The sequence below is a fragment of the Aquidulcibacter sp. genome (assembly GCF_044346625.1).
In the GTDB taxonomy this organism is placed as follows: domain Bacteria; phylum Pseudomonadota; class Alphaproteobacteria; order Caulobacterales; family Aquidulcibacteraceae; genus Aquidulcibacter.
In genome coordinates this window covers 1-16,587 of the sequence record NZ_JBIIYV010000025.1, presented here as the reverse complement: position 1 = coordinate 16,587, position 16,587 = coordinate 1, and the positions used below count along the sequence as shown (strand labels likewise).

At 56.0% G+C, this 16,587-nt stretch carries 15 protein-coding genes; 5 read left to right on the top strand and 10 right to left on the bottom strand.

Features of this window, described 5'->3' with window-relative positions; all coding sequences use genetic code 11:
• Positions 1-92: 92 nt before the first annotated feature.
• From ACIQ20_RS08210 to ACIQ20_RS08195, 4 genes are all read right to left on the bottom strand, one after another.
• A complete protein-coding gene (locus ACIQ20_RS08210) occupies positions 93-875 on the bottom strand; it encodes a pseudouridine synthase (RefSeq protein WP_395779214.1) in 783 nt (260 codons plus the stop codon).
• 69 nt (positions 876-944) lie between these two features.
• Positions 945-1,286 carry a ferredoxin FdxA gene (gene fdxA, locus ACIQ20_RS08205; RefSeq protein ID WP_290804621.1) on the bottom strand — a complete coding sequence of 114 codons (342 nt, stop codon included), beginning with the start codon at positions 1,284-1,286 and terminating at the stop codon, positions 945-947.
• 4 nt (positions 1,287-1,290) lie between these two features.
• Entirely contained in the window at positions 1,291-1,647 is a 357-nt protein-coding gene (locus ACIQ20_RS08200; protein ID WP_395779212.1) for a S4 domain-containing protein, read from the bottom strand.
• Positions 1,644-4,796 carry a helicase-related protein gene (locus tag ACIQ20_RS08195; protein WP_395779210.1) on the bottom strand — a complete coding sequence of 1,051 codons (3,153 nt, stop codon included), beginning with the start codon at positions 4,794-4,796 and terminating at the stop codon, positions 1,644-1,646. The genes ACIQ20_RS08200 and ACIQ20_RS08195 overlap by 4 nt, the downstream gene beginning before the upstream one ends.
• Before the next feature lie 345 nt (positions 4,797-5,141).
• On the opposite strand from ACIQ20_RS08195, the gene ACIQ20_RS08190 reads away from it, so the two are divergent.
• Both ACIQ20_RS08190 and ACIQ20_RS08185 read left to right on the top strand, forming a co-directional pair.
• Entirely contained in the window at positions 5,142-5,963 is an 822-nt protein-coding gene (locus tag ACIQ20_RS08190; protein ID WP_395779208.1) for an esterase/lipase family protein, read from the top strand.
• Positions 5,964-6,092: 129 nt separating this feature from the next.
• Positions 6,093-7,652: a wax ester/triacylglycerol synthase domain-containing protein gene (locus tag ACIQ20_RS08185; protein WP_395779206.1), complete on the top strand. Its 1,560-nt coding sequence runs from the start codon at positions 6,093-6,095 to the stop codon at positions 7,650-7,652.
• On the opposite strand, the gene ACIQ20_RS08180 is transcribed toward ACIQ20_RS08185, so the two are convergent.
• Positions 7,649-8,068, bottom strand: a complete 420-nt coding sequence (locus tag ACIQ20_RS08180; RefSeq protein WP_395779204.1) for a hypothetical protein — start codon at positions 8,066-8,068, stop codon at positions 7,649-7,651. The two genes, ACIQ20_RS08185 and ACIQ20_RS08180, sit on opposite strands and share 4 nt — an antisense overlap.
• A gap of 56 nt (positions 8,069-8,124) precedes the next feature.
• Complete coding sequence (locus ACIQ20_RS08175; RefSeq protein WP_395779202.1) at positions 8,125-9,414, bottom strand: acyl-CoA dehydrogenase family protein; 1,290 nt, start codon at positions 9,412-9,414, stop codon at positions 8,125-8,127.
• Between the two features lie 260 nt (positions 9,415-9,674).
• On the opposite strand from ACIQ20_RS08175, the gene ACIQ20_RS08170 reads away from it, so the two are divergent.
• A complete protein-coding gene (locus ACIQ20_RS08170) occupies positions 9,675-9,983 on the top strand; it encodes a CC_3452 family protein (protein WP_395779200.1) in 309 nt (102 codons plus the stop codon).
• A gap of 141 nt (positions 9,984-10,124) precedes the next feature.
• Here ACIQ20_RS08170 and ACIQ20_RS08165 read toward each other — a convergent pair whose 3' ends face one another.
• Entirely contained in the window at positions 10,125-12,038 is a 1,914-nt protein-coding gene (locus ACIQ20_RS08165; protein ID WP_395779198.1) for an ATP-binding protein, read from the bottom strand.
• Between the two features lie 84 nt (positions 12,039-12,122).
• Entirely contained in the window at positions 12,123-12,986 is an 864-nt protein-coding gene (locus tag ACIQ20_RS08160; RefSeq protein WP_395779196.1) for a crotonase/enoyl-CoA hydratase family protein, read from the bottom strand.
• Between the two features lie 178 nt (positions 12,987-13,164).
• On the opposite strand from ACIQ20_RS08160, the gene ACIQ20_RS08155 reads away from it, so the two are divergent.
• The gene (locus tag ACIQ20_RS08155; RefSeq protein ID WP_395779194.1) at positions 13,165-14,175 is read left to right on the top strand and encodes a DUF4197 domain-containing protein; all 1,011 of its coding nucleotides are present in this window, start codon (positions 13,165-13,167) and stop codon (positions 14,173-14,175) included.
• Positions 14,176-14,208: 33 nt separating this feature from the next.
• Complete coding sequence (locus ACIQ20_RS08150; protein ID WP_395779192.1) at positions 14,209-15,108, top strand: alpha/beta fold hydrolase; 900 nt, start codon at positions 14,209-14,211, stop codon at positions 15,106-15,108.
• On the opposite strand, the gene ACIQ20_RS08145 is transcribed toward ACIQ20_RS08150, so the two are convergent.
• Both ACIQ20_RS08145 and ACIQ20_RS08140 read right to left on the bottom strand, forming a co-directional pair.
• A complete protein-coding gene (locus tag ACIQ20_RS08145; protein ID WP_395779190.1) occupies positions 15,092-16,021 on the bottom strand; it encodes a thioesterase family protein in 930 nt (309 codons plus the stop codon). The two genes, ACIQ20_RS08150 and ACIQ20_RS08145, sit on opposite strands and share 17 nt — an antisense overlap.
• A gap of 23 nt (positions 16,022-16,044) precedes the next feature.
• Positions 16,045-16,479 (bottom strand): Fur family transcriptional regulator, encoded by a 435-nt coding sequence (locus ACIQ20_RS08140; protein WP_395779188.1) that lies wholly within the window; start codon positions 16,477-16,479, stop codon positions 16,045-16,047.
• Between the last annotated feature and the right edge of the window lie 108 nt (positions 16,480-16,587).

Genomic DNA, 16,587 nt, shown 5'->3' with positions numbered 1-16,587 from the left:
TGTGCAGGACTGCACCAGCGCCGTTCATATATCATAAATAATTCAGAAAGTGAAGCGCACAGGATGCGACAGCCCCGGACGTTACCTCTAGGCTAGTTTGGTGTGGCTGGCTGCGCGCCACCAATCAGGGCCAGACGCTCAGCCGCAGTTAACAAGCGCCATTTGCCTTCTGGCAGGTCACCTAACGTCAAGGAACCGATCCGAATGCGACACAAATCGACAACAAAAAGACCAACCGCTTCACACATTCGCCGGATCTGCCGGTTCCGCCCTTCGGTAAGAATGAAACGCAAGCGATAGCGGCCAATAACTTCCACCACGGCGGGCTTCAACTGACGACCGTCGAGAACTAACCCGTAGCGGAGCTTTTGTAAGGCCCACTCGGTGATGATCCCTTCAATCGCGACCAGATATTCCTTCTCGAGGCCAGACTGGGGCCCGATCAAGGCTTTGGCCAGCACACCATCTTCGGAGAGAACCAAAAGCCCGCGTGAGTCCATATCCAGGCGACCCACGGGCGCTAAGCTCATCTCATCGTCTGGGATGATGTCGGAGGTGCCGATCAGATTTTCAGCGGTTAGCAAGCGAATCGCCGGCACTTGGCCGGGCTCTGGGTGGGCAGAGACGATGCCCGGCGGCTTATTGATGACGATGGAGAAGCGATTGTCCAATTGTGATTTGCCAGCTTCGGCAATGGTCAAGGTCTGACCGGGCTGGATCTTCCGGCCCATATCGGCAATTGTTTCGCCGTCGATGGAGACTAGCCCTGCATCGATCAAGGCTTCGGCTTCACGGCGCGAGCAGACCCCGGTTTGACCCATCCATTTATTGACGCGCATCGGCTCTGCGCCGTCATAGGTCTTGGACCAATTCATCGGACTAACTCCAAAGGCCTCGCGACCTTCCTGAAGGGGGGCTTGGCAGCGGGCTCACAGGCCCGCCGTTTAATTGCCTTCGCCGGGGTTGGGCGAGAAATATTTCTCAAACTTGCCATCTTCTTTGGCAAAGTCATCGCGGTCTGCGGGGGGCTCACCCTTCACCGTGATGTTAGGCCAGATCTTGGCATAGTCCGAATTGACCTTCAGCCACTTGCCGTCGGGCTCATCTTCCGTATCGGGCTTAATGGCATCCACGGGGCATTCTGGCTCGCACACGCCGCAATCGATACATTCATCGGGATGGATCACCAAAAAGTTCTCGCCTTCGTAGAAGCAATCTACGGGGCATACTTCGATACAATCCATGTATTTGCACTTCACGCAGGCGTCGGTCACGATGTAGGTCATGGTCCTAGCGGTGGCTCCTCAACAGTTTTTCGGCGCCGATGTGACCGCGCTGACCAGAAAGGTCAACCTCGTCCCGGCTGATTGCGGTATTATAGAGCAGAACAGCCTCAGATGCTGGCCCTCGCCTCACACCTAGAGCGAGAATTTCTACATGGTAGGGGTGGCCTGCAATAGCAAAAGCCAAAGCATCACCCGGCGCGATTGTATAGCCTGGCTTGTCAATCTTACGCACAGCCAAACCGCCTCGCGCAAGGCGAACCCCTTTGCGAGAGACAAATTCGCTCGCCAAGCTGCGGGTCTTAAAAAAGCGGGCGCGCCAGAGCCAGACATCCAGCCGGGCGCGATCGGCCTCTTCGCTCATTCAGATTGCGGCTCCACGGCGGGAGCAGGCGTGCCGGCTGCCTTCTTGGGCTTATTGCCACGATGCTTCTTGGAAGGTGGGCTACCTTTGGCTTGCTTGGCCGGCTCAGCCGTCAACTTCAAAGCCGCCAAAACCGCAAACGGATTGTTGGGATCGATCGCCGCGCCAATTCCCGTATTTGAACGCGGCGGGGCAGCGGCAAAGCTGCGCCCTTCTGGTCCGCGATGCGGCGGACGACCACCCTCTGGCCGCTTAAACCCGCCTTCACGCGGCGGACGATTGCCATCGCGGCGCTGACCTTGAGCGGGCCGAGCCGCTTCATCACGCGGCGGACGGGCTTCGCGCGCCGGTGCTTCACCTGTCGCTTGTCCTTGAGGGCGCGGGTTAGGTGCCCGACTTGGAGCGCCGCGCTTAAACGGACGTTGATCGGTGCGCGGTGGTTTGGCGCGCTTGCGACGCCACAGGGTGACGGTCTCCATCGTCGGAGACTCGGTGACTTCGGCTTCATCTGCTTCAACTGCTTCAGTCGCTTCCACTGCTTCAGGTTCAGGACTCGCTTCGATGACTGGCTCTGCTAGCGCTTCAACCTCTGCTTCTGGCGTAGGCACGACGTCAGGCGTGCCGCCTTCGTTGACCTCGGCGTCAATCGCCGCTTCAGTGACGGGATCAACAATCTCTGGCACAGACTCCACTACAGACTCCACCACAGACTCTGGCGCTGGCGCTTCTGCGGCTTTCACCGGGCGCGTCGTCTCAAACTTCTCCCAGCCCAGAGCTTCAACAACCGCTTCAGCATCTTCGTTGGAGGCCCCCAGCAGCGACACGATTACAGCCGGGAAAACGCAAGGCCCCTTGGCTGCTTCGGCAGCTTCAAACAAAGCATCCGCAATCCGGTCGACGATATCAAGGCGCACAGCGCGTTGGCCAAAGGCACGGAAGCCCGCAGCCGCTAATGGCTTGGCTTCAACTGGGCTCGTCAAGGTAAAGCTCGTCACCCCTAAAGGTGGCAGAAAAGGTGCGCTAAAACTGGGGTCGCCACCGCCGGCAAAGAAGGCGAACAGCGCATGTAACCTTGCAGGGCGTGGCTTAAGAAGTGCTGGCGCATAAATGTTAGCGCGGCCAAAGCGCAAGCCCACGGCACGCAGAGCTTTGCGGTCATCTTGCGACAATTGCTTGAGATCGGCATCGAGCTCGGTCCGGTCCATCACCCCGCCAGCTTCGGCAACCCGATAAGCGACACCACGGGCCAAGCCCTTCAAGCTCTCGCCTTCTGCGGCTTCGGCCAAAGCTTTTAGTGGCACCAAGTCACGCGCCACGATTTCGAGCAACCAATTGTCGAGCCGCTCTTGGGCGCGCTTTAACACGTCTTCTGGGCCCAGCTCGCCGCCAATCATCACCGCGCGCGGCTTCAACAAGGGCTGGCGACCCATCAGCTTGGCAATCTCATCGCCGCGCCAAATCACGACACCTAGATCAGACAACACAAAGTCATTGATGCCGCCGGTCGCAATCGCCTCAAGACGGCGCGTTAGCTCGGGCCGCAAGCCTTGGAACGCCGCATTTTTCACGGCGCGTTCTTCAAGCCCTGTGGCTTCGGGATCTGCCTGAAAACGCAAACCGACGAGACGGCCAATCGCATGGCCTTCCACAGTCACTTCGCCGGTTTCTTTTACGTCAACTTCCATGGCATTTTCCCGTTTAAGGCCCTTCAATAGGGCGGAGGTACGCTTATCAATGAAGCGCTGCATCAAGCGCTCGTGGAGTGTATCAGATAGACGGTCTTCTATCACCCGTGTCTGGCCTTGCCAGTGTCTATTTTCATCAACCCAGTCAGAACGGTTGGCGACATAGGTCCAAGTACGGATTGCTGCCAATCTTTGTTGCACTTGTTCAATATCGCCATCGGTTCGATCAAGCTCGTTCACACGACGCGCGAACCAGTCCGATGGTACCAATCCCTTAGGCTTAAGCAGGTGTTCGGCCAATCCTTCAATCAAATGAACATGCTCATCTTGGGGGGCTTTGCGAAAATCAGGCAGCTGACATGCATCCCACAAGCGCCGCACACCGACGGACGACCGCGTGAGCGGCTGGACCCACTCTAGAACGGCCAAACGGCGAAACGCCTCCTCATCAATCGCGCCGCGGGAGCGTTTGAGCGACGGATGTGGCGATGGTGCTTCGAGTGAGGCAATCAATGCCTGGCACGAACGGTAATCAAGGTCAGACGTCCGCCATTCCAGTGCATCAACAGGCTCAAACTGATGTCCTTCGACCCGCTCGACGGTCTCGGTGTCAAGGTCAGGGCAGTCAGCGGTCTCGCCAAATGTCCCATCAGTCCGAAAGCGGCCCGCACGCCCGGCGATTTGCGCGATCTCGTCTGCACGCAAGGGCCTGTGGCGCCGCCCATCAAATTTCGACAGGCTCGCGAAGGCCACATGATCGACATCCATGTTAAGGCCCATGCCAATCGCATCGGTTGCGACCAGAAAGTCGACTTCACCGGATTGATAAAGCGCGACCTGTGCATTGCGGGTGCGTGGGCTAAGCGCGCCCATGACCACTGCGGCACCACCCTTATGGCGCCGGATCAGCTCGGCGATGGCATAAACTTCCTCCTGGCTAAACGCGACGATAGCACTACGCCGCGCTAGCTTGGTGATCTTTTTGATGCCAGTATAGGTCAAGGTCGACAAACGCTCACGACGTTCAATCTCGATGCCCGGGATCATAGCGCGAATCATCGGCCGCATGGTGTCTGAGCCTAGGAACATCGTCTCGGCCTGACCACGCGCCCGCAGCAAACGGTCGGTGAAGATATGGCCGCGCTCGGGATCGGCGCAGAGTTGGATTTCGTCAATGGCAATAAAGGAAAAGGGCCGGTCAAGTGGCATGGCCTCCACGGTGGCCACAAAATAGCGTGCAGAAGCTGGAACAATCCGCTCCTCCCCCGTCACCAACGCAACATGGCCGACGCCCTTTTGCTTGACGATGCGGTCATAGACTTCACGCGCCAACAGCCGCAAAGGCAAACCGATCATCCCCGTCGGATGGCCCAGCATACGCTCCACCGCCAGATGGGTCTTGCCCGTATTGGTTGGCCCCAAAACGGCCCACACCCGGCTATCGCGATCAATCAATCCAACCATAGGCTCAGACCTAGAGTTTTATTGTGTCAGGGGAAACCCTGAACTGCGGTTGGGGCCTTCAAGCCACTGCCCGCCGCCGCAGGAAAAAGAGCTAACCAAGTAGTTCACTGCGCGCCCTTATCCTCCCCCACCTCCAATCTCTTAAACTAGCCAAGCAGGACAGACACACAACCATCAGGTGGCCTTGTGGTTGAAAAGTTAGAAGGCGCGTTCCAAGTGTGGGCACCCACTGGTTGACCGGGCGGGTAGGCAGTGTCACGTTTGTTAAATGTTGTGGGCAAGACTGCCCCAAAGAATGGCAGACCTTTGCCAATTGGCTGTCGATAAGACTGGGAGTGTAAGACCATGGTTGCTGCCGCGATTAATGCCGCCACGCCAAAAAAGCGCGTTCATTCAACGCAAAAGAGCCAGAAGTCTGAAGCTCCAACGAAGTTACGGCCACCGCCACTGGCGCTCACCCTTGTTGAGGGGCGCGGGGTTGTAGAACTGGCCGCTACCTTTGCAACCCGCAGCATTTTGCGCCATGCGCCGCGCGGCGATGGCCATTCTGTACTGGTTTTACCCGGATTTTTAGCCAGCGACCGCTCCACTAAGCCAATTCGTCAGTTTTTGGACGAGCTCGGCTATGAAACCCATGGCTGGGGCCAAGGGCAAAATCTCGGCAAATTCTATAAGATGCGCGACGTTCTCGAAGGCCTTGTCGAACACATTCATGCTAAGTCCGACCGTAAGGTATCCATTGTTGGTTGGAGCCTAGGCGGGGTATTTGCCCGCTATTTGTCGCTCGTGATGCCAGACAAAGTACGCAGCGTGATCACACTGGGCAGCCCATTTGCCGCGGACATTCATGCGACCAGTGCCAAGAAACTATACGATCTTCTGTCTAACGAAGGCCCTGCCCGGCCCGGCGATTTGGAGCAGATTGCAGGCGATCTACCGGTTCCAAACTCGTCCATTTATACTAAGTTGGACGGGATCGTTAATTGGAAGACTTGTATCGCCAAGCCAGCCGACAATGCGGAGACGATTGAAATTCGCTTGGCAAGCCATGTCGGGATTGGTGTCAATCCAGCGGCCTTCTGGGCCACGGCTGACCGCTTGGCCCAACCAGCGGGCACCTTCAAGCCCTTTGCCAAGAATGGACCGTTTTCCCTCGCTTATGGGTGAGTGAAGGGGAAAGCCATCTGACACCTTGCAGACCCTGCTGGTCCGTGGTTGACTGAAGGTCAGCCTGACGAGGTTTGGGCGGAGCAGGATCAGGCGCAGAGCAAGTGCACCGGCAACGGGGGGAAAAACATGGGTGACGCGGTCCGTCTATCGTCCTTGGACGCCTCGTTTCTGTATATGGAAACGCCGGAAATGCCGATGCATGTTGGCTCCCTCTCGCTGTTCCAACTCCCGGATGGTTATACGGGCGACTATTTTGAGGCCTTTAAGGCTCAAATCGAAGGCCGGCTCGACGCAGTCCCCATGTTGCGCAAGAAGCTCTCGCGCACATTGTTAGATCTCGACCATCCTTCCTGGATCGATGACGAGCAGTTTGACATTAACCGCCACATCTTCCGCGGCAGCCTACCTGAACCGCGCGACATGCCCACTTTGCGCCGGATTGTCGGCTGGATGCACGCAAAGCTTCTAAACCGTGCCCGGCCTTTGTGGGAATTCTACGTATTTGAGAATTTGCCCGGCAATCGCGTTGGCCTTTATGCCAAGCTGCACCATGCCTTGATCGACGGCGGGGCCGGCGTTGCCCTCTCGCAGATCGTATATGATCTCTCGCCAAACCCTGCCCCACGGTCGAAAGCGGCAAAGGCTGGCGAGCCAGAGGAGACGGGCGGAAAGTCTAAGAAGAAGGGCCGCGCCCGCGAAGTTGCGGCCTCTGTTATGAATACTTATGCCAATTTGTGGCAGCGCCCCTTCGATAAGGAGGCTGCAGCGAGCCCGATTGCGCTGAAGCGGACAGGCAAGACGGACTTCGGCTCCACCTTGCTAGATCACGTGGTGGATCAAGTGGAAGTTGGCATGAAAACGGTCGCCAATCTGCCCGCTATGTTGAAAACGGCTGGTAGCGTGCTGCCGGGCCTTCTCGATGTCAGCAAGCTGAAGGAATTCCCCAAGCTGATCCCGCCTAGCACGCCTTTTAACAAGGCGATCAGCTCCGAACGTGCCTTCGGGACGGCGACTTTGTCGATCAAGCGGGCGAAGGCTGTTGCGAAAGCGGCAGGTGGTAAACTCAACGATGTGGTGTTGGCACTCGCCAGCGGGATTTTGCGTCGTCACCTCCTGTCCATTGGGGCGCTGCCCGACAAGCCGTTGGTGGCAATGGTGCCAATATCGCTGCGTGAAGATGGCAATTCCGATACCAATAATCAGGCCTTTGCCATGTCCTGCCCAATTGCAACCCATATTGCGGATCCAAAAGAGCGCCTGACCGCGATCATCGCTGATTCTGTGCAAGCCAAGTCTGTCGTGAGCCCGCTAAAGGATTTTATCCCGAACTTTACAAATGCCTCCGTATTGGGTGCGCCGATGGCCATGCAGATTGGTTCGCTTCTGTATGGTCGATCCGGCTTGTCCGATGTTTTGCCACCAAGTGCGAACGTGATCGTATCCAACGTACCCGGCCCGCCGATCCCGCTTTACGCTGCGGGTGCCACGATGTTGCACTTGTGGCCGGTTTCGATCCCAGCCCACGGCATGTCGATCAACATTACGGTTCAAGGCTATCAGGATCAATTGGAAGTCGGTGTGATCGCCGGGGCCAATATCTTCCCAGACGTGCAGCCCTTAGCGGATATGATGGCGGAAGAATTAGCGGTGTTGGAACAGGCGTTTGAGACGGCAAAAGCCGCTTAACCGCCAGCAAAGGCGTTTGTCTGATCGGTCAGGATCATCATGGTGACATCGTCCGCCGCCTTCCGGCGGATCTTGATAAGGTCGATCACACGCTCATCCGACATAAAGCGCCAGAGAACTTTTGGATTGGGGTACCAAAAGGCCCCAACCACATCCCACTGACCTTTCGGGCCAACCAGATCAAGCGCCACAACCCCATGGGTCACGCGCTTAGCGCCATATTCAGTCAGAACCAGGCCGATGCCATCTTGATAGTCGCGCCAAGCGGCGTCTGAACGGCCATCGGCAAGGTCATGACGAAATCGTAGCAAGGACAAAACAATGATAGGATCGTCAGGCGGCAATTTCTTGATCGCCTGCATCGCATCGTAAGTTGGCTCGATCTCGTCAAATAGCCCCATGGAACCAAGGAACATTCAACCCACGCGTAACGCAAGTCAGCCACGCAGCGTTTCACTGCGTTTCCATGACCTTATGACGTGAAGAGCTGCTTCTTGGGGCCAGCATAGCCAAACAGCCAAGCTGCCACTTTACGCTTTTGGATCTCTTCGCTGCCTTCGGTAATGCGATAGCGGCGATGATGGCGATAGATGTGCTCAAACGGCTTATGGCGGGAATAGCCGATGCCACCATGAACCTGCATGGCTTGATCGGCCGCCTCACAGCATAGGCGGTTGGCCCAGAAATTACACATGGATACCTTGTCCGATAGGCGCTTTTCGACTTCTGGTTTGGTCATCTGATCCATTTCCCAAGCTGTCTTATAGATGAGAAGGCGAAGCATTTCAGCTTGGGTGGCAAGTTCTACCAAAGGCCATTGAATGGCTTGGTTTTTCGCTAGGGCTTCGCCAAACGGTTTACGCTCGCGGGCATAAGCCACACTTTCTTCGATACAATAGACAGCCGCCCCTAAGGAGGATGCGGCTTGGCGGATACGGTTCTCATGGACGAAGTGTTGCGCCAAGGCCAAGCCAAATTCGGGGGGGCCAAATATAGCGCTATCGGGCACCCAAACGTCTTTAAAGCTGACGCGCGGATGATCGGTCGGCATATTGAAAGTCCACAGATATTCCTCGATCTTCACGCCGGGGTCGTCGGCAGGCACAAAGAAGCAGGAGATACCGCGCGCTTCCCCTGCTTTTCCGCTCGTGCGGGCAAAGAACATGCAATGTGTAGCGACATGCATCCCTGTGATCCACATTTTTTCGCCATTGAGCAGCCAGCCTTCAACGCCATCTCGCGTCTGGCGGACACCTGTGCTCTCCATATGGGTAGCGTCAGACCCATGATTAGGTTCTGTTAGGCCGAAGGTCGCGATAAACTCACCGCGCAGGCTTTTGGGTAACAAATTGGCCTTCTGCTCCGGCGTACCAAAGTCGCGCAGCATCAAAGCACCCGGCATGTTGCCAACGATGGAATGCTCATTCTGCAAGTCATTATGCAGGCCTAAACCCTTTTTCGCCAAATGCTCTCGGATGATCGCCATCGCAAGGTTGCTGCCATCCTTGCCGCCGAACTCAGCCGGTAGGGCAAAGCGATAGTGGCCAGCATCATCTGCTCGACGGCGTGCTTGGCCCAATAAAGCTTCCCACTCGTGGCGCGGCAAGCCTTGGTTCTCAAAGTCGGTGCGCGCATATTCACGGCGATGGTCGAAGAAGCGGATATTGTCGTCGGCTTCTTCTAAGGGCTTGATTTCACGCTCGATGAATTCATCCAGCTCAACCAAATAATCTGCGATGTCCTTAGGTATGGTGAAATCCATGGCGTAGTTCCCCTGCATTTTGGCCCTGCATTTTTGACATCTTCGGGCTTTACACATGACCTTATCGACAGGGCGAGGCGTTGCAACTGATTTGTGAGCCGTTCCAAGGACGCGCTCACGCTCTCTAACAAAATTGTGACTGCTGAATAAAATACAGTATGTTCATTTTTCTCTTGCAACCTTTCATGCCAAGGGCTAGGTACAAGTCAACGAGGACAAAAAGCCCGTTATTCTGAAACCTCTTTTTTAGGAGCCTCCCCATGCGCTTCAAGACACTTGTCGCCGGATTTGCGTTTGCTTTGACCGCTACTGCAGCCTTTGCTGCTTACAACAATGTTGTTGTAAAACTGAAAACCCCTGTTGCCGAAGCTTCTGACAGCATTATCGTTTTGGGCGCCGCTTGGAGCTGCGCAGGCGACACCTGCACCTCCGTGCTGGACCGCAAGACCGCACAAGTTCGCGACTGCCGCCAAGTTGCTCGCGCGCTCGGCCCTGTAGCCAGCTTCGCCGTTGGCAGCTCGAACCTAGACGAAGCAGGCATCGCTGCTTGCAATGCTGCAGCAAAATAAACCCTAATCGGGATCTGATTAAGTGTTGGCGCTCAACCCTGACCCAACTTGATCATAGAGCCCGCCATAGCAGGCTGATAAACTCAGCAGCTTATAGACAAGGCGAGCCCTAACCGGTTCGCCTTTTTTATTGGGCTAAGCTCAGCTGGCTTCAGCCAACAGGGCTGGCGCGTCCCCCTCTACTTCGCCGGACAAGGCTTGATGGATCGCAGCAAATAGGACTTCAGGTCGGATCGGCTTGGCGACATGGGCATCCATACCTGCATCCAAGCACTCCTGCACATGATGGGTCATGGCATTTGCCGTCAAGGCGATGATTGGCGTCCGCTCGCGCTTTTGCACCTGTTCCAGTGCACGGATTTGCGCCGTCGCTTCTGGGCCGGACATGATTGGCATTTGCACATCCATCAAGATCAAGTCGAACTTGTCTTGGCTCCAGAGCTCCACCGCAACTTCGCCGTTCTCTGCAAAGACCGGCTCAATGCCAACTTGCTCGAGGAACATCTGTAGGACGAGGCGATTATGCGCATTATCTTCGGCAGCAAGAACGCGAACTGACTTTCCGCCTGCACCACCTTGAGCATGAGATTCTTCAAATTGGCCAGCATCAGTGCGCTCGGGTGCCACGCCTAACGGCATGGTGACCGTAAAGCGGAAAACAGAACCCTCGCCGACGCGGCTTTCCACATCAATCTGGCCGTCCATAAGCGTCACCAATTGCTTACAGATCGCAAGGCCAAGGCCCGTGCCACCAAACTTACGATTGGTTGCGGTCTCGGCTTGGCTGAAGCGCTCAAACAAACGATTCTGGACCTCGGGCTCAATACCAATCCCGGTATCTTTAATCGCAAATGAAAGTGCGCGGCGGCCTTCACCTACGTCTTCAGCAGCGATGGTCACAAGGACACTACCGACTTGAGTGAATTTTACGGCATTGGAAACGAGGTTGTATAGAACTTGCTTAATCCGCGTTGGGTCGCCCAAACACCAGATATCGGCGCTCTGATCCAGATTCACGGCAAAGCTGATGCCCTTCTGGTGCGCCCGTAGCGTGAACATAGCCTCAGTCGAGCGCACGACCTCCATCACGCTGAAATCGAGCGACTCCAAAGCAAGCTTACCCGCTTCGATCTTGGCAATATCCAGCACGTCATTCAATAACGCCAACAACGTATCGCCGCTGTCCTGAATCACGGCCAACATCCGCAATTGACGATCGTCTAAAGGCGTACGCGACAGCGCATCAGCCATGCCTAGAACACCATTCATAGGTGTACGAATTTCATGGCTCATTTGCGCCAAAAAGGCCGATTTTGCGTGGTCAGCAGCTTCAGCAGCGGTCTTGGCCATTTCCAGATCGTGCGTACGCTCGTCGATCCTAGCTTCCAAGGTGCTTGCATGCAGCGCCAGTGCATCGCGGGCTTCTACCAAATCTTGCGCTTGGCCACGGAATAATGCGGCGACCCGAGCCCAACATATGCCTGCCCCCACCATACAGGCCAAGAGAGCGGCGAGGCCTCCACTCAACAAAAAGAAGGCTGCATCGATTTCCACTTTTAGGCTGGCCGCGATTTCGCGCCGAGCCTTTTCCAATTGACGCGCTTTCCTTTTTCCAGCGATGGCATAGGATTGAGACTGTAACAGCGCCTTGGCGTCGGCCTGACGACCCGCTGCAGCGAGTAAAACGGCCGAATCCTCAATCGCACCCATTTCCCGAGTCGCTATATAGATCGCTGCGAACGCGTTTTTTTTCGTTGATTTTGGTGCCAACTGAATGGCCTTTTCAATCAAAGCCTCGCGCGGCTCATTTAGCGCCACAAAGCGCTCACGATCTTCGGGACGACCCATTTGGGCAAAGTCATCGGCGGCTTCGGTTACGCGCTGATCGACCCAAGTTGCCTCGCTCCATGTCCGCTCAAATTTGGCCAAACGCTCTGCTTGTAAGGACAAATTCCGCACGGCAGACAGAGCGATTGCTGCACCAACGATCGTTCCAACAACCGAAAGTATAAGAGCGGACCAGAGCCAAGAGCGAACATTTAGAGTTTGTGTCATACCTTAGGATGACACAAAAGCTTCAAAGCGGAGTTAACTTCCGCGCTAAAAACACGCTAAGACTCTGATCCTGAATGGGGATAACTACATCCGATTACGTAATGGCAACAGTTCTGGGAAATTCCCGGGCTCCTTCGCCGCATTGGCACGGAAGGCCTCTGCCATATGAGCGGGGCTAAACATGCCTGCCTGCCAAGTGGCAATATAATCCAATCCATCGCGGATCGAATGATCGCGCGCATAATTGATCATCACCTTAGAACCCGTCACTGCCAAGGGTGCCTTGGATGCAATTTCACGCGCAGTTTCCATCACATGGGCGACTAAGTCTTCATGGGTGTCAAACACCTCATTGACCAACCCAATTTCTTTGGCCTTCGCGGCAGTCAGCCTGCGACCCGTATAGGCCAATTCGCGCATCCAGCCTTCTGGGATAAGTTTGCACAAGCGCGGGAAAGTGCCGACGTCAGCCGTCATGCCGATATTGATTTCTTGGATGCAGAAGAAGGCGTCCGCACTGGCCCAACGAATATCACAAGCCGAAATGAAGTCGACAGCCCCACCGATGCAGCCACCTTGCACAGCGACTAATACAGGGATCCGGGCTTCATCTAAGCAGGTAAACGTGTTTTGGAGATGATGCACATGCAGACGGAAGCTTTCGCCGCGCGTCTCGCGATCGGACACAGAACCTTGCGTGACACCGTCGCCGCTGGCGAAGACGCTCAAATCCATACCGGCGCAGAAATGCTTTCCAGTTGATGTGATCACGATCACACGGGCACGCGAATTATCATTGATATCTTTGACGATCTTGGGCAGTTCGTTCCAGAAATCGCGAGTCATCGAATTAAAGGCTTCAGGCCGCTTCATTTGAATATGGGCGATGTGATCTGCGATGGTCACATCAAAGCAGGTTGATGTCGGTGTGGACTCGGTGTCGTACATGGTTGCGTTCCCTTTGGCCGTCAGAGCTTAAGCTCTTTTCAATGGACTTTTGTCTTCTACTACACCAGCCTACAACAAGTCTGGCTTGAGGTCATCATGTGCCCTAATTGGGTCTTGGTTCAAGTCCAAAGTCAAGGCAACATCGTTCGTGAGTCGTCGATGTTCTGGAGATAGCGCAATGTCAAACCAAGACGGGGTTCAGCGCCGCAACCTTTTATGGGCAGTCTTGGGCTTAAGTGCCGGTTTCGGCTCCTACGCCCAAGCCCAAAGTGCAGGCCAGATGCTGGAGGAATTGGCCAAAGCCGCTGCGGCCAAGCGCGCAGGTTTACCCAATGCTCTGCCTAGTTTGGACGATGATCTATTGAGCGCCTCTTCTGGCAATGAAGGCGAAGCAGGGATTCGCGCCGCGCTGCTGCAAGGCGCGGGGGCTGCTGTTGGCCGCCTTGGCAAGACAGACGGTTTCTGGGGCGACAAACGGGTACGCATTCCTTTGCCAGAGCCACTGGCGTCATTACAAAAGCGCTTAAGCCCTCTGCGCTTAAGCGTGCCGCTCGACAATTTCCAATTGCGTCTCAATCGTTCTGCGGAATCCATGATGCCAAAAGCTGGCTCTATCTTTGTCGATACCATCCGTAGTCTCACCATTGAGGATGTTTTGCAGGTGCTGCGCGGCGGCGATACAGCCGGGACGGAGCTATTAAAGGCCAAATCCTATGCCGGTCTGATGGCTTTGATGACACCACCGATGGCCGAAGCGGTCCAAGCGTCTGGCGCGGGTCCCGCACTCGACCGTATTCAATCCCGCTACGGGTCAGAGATTGAGCGTTTGGGTGGCTGGGGTAGCCTGAAGAATTATTCCGGCGCGCCAATCACCTTGCCAGTGCCGGCACCGCCAGAAGTCCTTGCCCCTATCGCGCCGCCGCCAAAAGCTGCCACCGTGGCCACCAAAGCAAAAGTTGGTGCCACGAAATCCAAAGCAGTGACGACACTTCCCGTGCCTCCCCCGCCGCCGCCACCACCTCCACCTGTTGTTTTAGACAACCCCCTTAAGAACCAATTGATCGGTTTTGCCGTAGACCGCGCACTGGACGGCTTGTTTGTCTATATTGGCGAAGAAGAACGTGGCATCCGTCGTGATCCTGCCCGTCGAGGGACAGATCTTTTAAAGCGCGTGTTTGGCAGCCTGTAAGCACCGAACCGAAACCCGGGAAGCAGATTGCGAGTGGGACAAATTGTTGAAACGCGCCTCGTCCAAACTTTGGCTGAGGGCACGATGGCGGGTCTAAAGTGGGCCACGCCATCGCAAATGGATCAAGCCCCCGCATTGGTCTTCTTTCACGCGAACGGGTTTTGCGCTTCCACCTATCGTCAGATATTACAGCCTGTAGCCGGCGCCATTGGTCGTCCGGTCGCGGCCTTTGACTTGCGCGGCCATGGCCGCAGCCATTTGCCAGACGACCCAGACCGGCAAGATAACTGGAATCGCTTTGCCCGCGACATCGCCGCCCTCCTCGATCAAATCGCGCCGCAGGGAACAGTCCTCGCCGGCCACTCCATGGGCGGCACCTCCAGCTTGTTGGCAAGTGCACTGCGGCCAGACTTGGTAAAGGGTATTTGCCTTTTTGACCCAGTGTTAGCACCCGCCCCTTTTTACTTTTACGCCCATATGCCTTGGGTGTTTGGCCTGTGGCGCAGCCAATTTCCACTCGCGAAGGCAGCAGGTCGTAGGCGAGCGATGTTCCCGAGCCGGCAAGCCGTCTTAGACGCCTATACTGGGCGGGGGGCTTTTAAGTCTTGGCCGACCGCCATGCTGGCAGATTATTGCGAGGATGGCTTTACCGACATGCCCGACGGTCAAGTCCGCCTGTCCTGTGCCCCAGCCTTTGAAGCAGCCTGCTTTGCCGGCCAACGCCATTATCCACTTCAAGCGATCAAGGCGTTGAACGTACCGGGCCGTTTGTTGCGGGGTGCGCGGCATTCCACAACGGTCGCGACACTGATCCCGCTTCTGACCCGTAGTGGCATTCAGGTCGACACAATCCCAGAGACCAGCCACTTTCTGCCGATGGAAAAGCCAGAAGCCTGCTCAAAGGCACTCATTGAGCTCATCCAATCGGTTTAATCAGGCGCTCTTCCAAACGTGCCCGCGACTGCGGTGGGATCGGAATGACTTTCCGGGCGACCAGGTCAAAGGTCACAGCCACAGCCTCGCAAATACAAAAGACTTCGCCCGTGACGGGATGGGTCAAGACATGCTTGAGCGTGTTGGTTTTTTCGGCCACCTCAGCCACGCCAGTATAGACCGCCATAAAGTCACCCGCCCCTGGCCAGCTTTGATAATCCAACCGATATTCAAGAACCGCAGCACCGGCTTTACGGGGCTGGCCGTCTTGGGCACTCAACTCAGCTGTGGCTTGATCGCGCCAAGCCGTCATCAGGTTCGGTACGGCCGTTGAGACGCGACCGATCATGCCTTCAGGATAGAGGCGGTTGAACACATCCACATCTTCGATGCGCACGGCAGATAAACCGACTTGTTGAAAGCCACGCGCCACCAAAGTTTCGGCTTCAAATAGGACCGTCGGGCTATCAAACGCAATCGAACGTGGACTGCCATGTTTAGGCACCTCTACGATCATGGCAGCAGCTAGCGCCCGGGTCCGCTCTGGCCATGGATAGGTTCTACCCGTTTTGGCTTCGGCGTGGACCATCGTAGTCAAGAATGTCGCGCCAATGGCCCCATCAAGTGTGTGGACAATCTCACCATAAAACGTGATGTCAGTTTCGCTGAGAGAGACGACGCCACCACGGAAGAACAATGGAGCGCCCTCGCGCGCCTCTTTAAGGAACCGGATATGCTGGCGCACGGGTAGTAAGGTCGCGGTGGCTTCTGGCGCAAAAGCGCGTTCACACCCAAGCTCTGTCGCCATCAGCATCATACCATCCAGCGCGCGACGAACCCAGAAGCGCACATTCATGTGCCCCATCTCGTCGCATTCCCAAGCCTCGACACTGCCGCGCCAATAATCCCGCATTCTCTTGTCCTGTTCTTTTATGCTTAAGCGGCCAGCGCGCAGTCTTGGCATTGACCGCGTCCCTCCACCACGAGGCGCGTTAGATGAAATCCCTGCATCTGAGCCGCCTTTTCAAGGATAGGAGCCACTTCGTCATAGGCGACTTCGGTTGCTTTTAGGCACGTGTTACACACGAAAAGCGCCATGGGATGAGAATGTCCCGCGTGATTGCACGCAACAAAGGTGGCGTCTTGTTCGATCCGATGAACCAGTCCCAATTGGCACAAAAAGTCGAGTGCGCGATAGACTGTGGGCGGCTTGGTGGCTTGCCCCCCTTCACCCGCTTTGCTGATCAAATCGTAGGCTTTCATCGGCGTTTCAGACGCGGCGAGGATTTCCAATACCCGCCGACGCGGCGCGGTAAAGGCCATGCCTGACCGCTGACATAGGGCCTCTGCTTGACGAATTAGATCGTGCATGTGCGCCTCCTTGATCGTGACGAACCTCTTGTTTGTTCATGCCTGAGTTTGGCGCGCATGGAAAATGTCCATTGCACTTGCAAGGCCGACAGATTGGCGTAGGTAGTG

What these genes read in the sequence shown, in the direction of transcription:
- ACIQ20_RS08210 (WP_395779214.1), bottom strand. Translation starts at nt 875, where the DNA reads ATGAATTGGTCCAAGACCTATGACGGCGCAGAGCCGATGCGCGTCAAT.
- fdxA (WP_290804621.1), bottom strand. Translation starts at nt 1,286, where the DNA reads ATGACCTACATCGTGACCGACGCCTGCGTGAAGTGCAAATACATGGAT.
- ACIQ20_RS08200 (WP_395779212.1), bottom strand. Translation starts at nt 1,647, where the DNA reads ATGAGCGAAGAGGCCGATCGCGCCCGGCTGGATGTCTGGCTCTGGCGC.
- ACIQ20_RS08195 (WP_395779210.1), bottom strand. Translation starts at nt 4,796, where the DNA reads ATGGTTGGATTGATTGATCGCGATAGCCGGGTGTGGGCCGTTTTGGGG.
- ACIQ20_RS08190 (WP_395779208.1), top strand. Translation starts at nt 5,142, where the DNA reads ATGGTTGCTGCCGCGATTAATGCCGCCACGCCAAAAAAGCGCGTTCAT.
- ACIQ20_RS08185 (WP_395779206.1), top strand. Translation starts at nt 6,093, where the DNA reads ATGGGTGACGCGGTCCGTCTATCGTCCTTGGACGCCTCGTTTCTGTAT.
- ACIQ20_RS08180 (WP_395779204.1), bottom strand. Translation starts at nt 8,068, where the DNA reads ATGTTCCTTGGTTCCATGGGGCTATTTGACGAGATCGAGCCAACTTAC.
- ACIQ20_RS08175 (WP_395779202.1), bottom strand. Translation starts at nt 9,414, where the DNA reads ATGGATTTCACCATACCTAAGGACATCGCAGATTATTTGGTTGAGCTG.
- ACIQ20_RS08170 (WP_395779200.1), top strand. Translation starts at nt 9,675, where the DNA reads ATGCGCTTCAAGACACTTGTCGCCGGATTTGCGTTTGCTTTGACCGCT.
- ACIQ20_RS08165 (WP_395779198.1), bottom strand. Translation starts at nt 12,038, where the DNA reads ATGACACAAACTCTAAATGTTCGCTCTTGGCTCTGGTCCGCTCTTATA.
- ACIQ20_RS08160 (WP_395779196.1), bottom strand. Translation starts at nt 12,986, where the DNA reads ATGTACGACACCGAGTCCACACCGACATCAACCTGCTTTGATGTGACC.
- ACIQ20_RS08155 (WP_395779194.1), top strand. Translation starts at nt 13,165, where the DNA reads ATGTCAAACCAAGACGGGGTTCAGCGCCGCAACCTTTTATGGGCAGTC.
- ACIQ20_RS08145 (WP_395779190.1), bottom strand. Translation starts at nt 16,021, where the DNA reads ATGCGGGATTATTGGCGCGGCAGTGTCGAGGCTTGGGAATGCGACGAG.
- ACIQ20_RS08140 (WP_395779188.1), bottom strand. Translation starts at nt 16,479, where the DNA reads ATGCACGATCTAATTCGTCAAGCAGAGGCCCTATGTCAGCGGTCAGGC.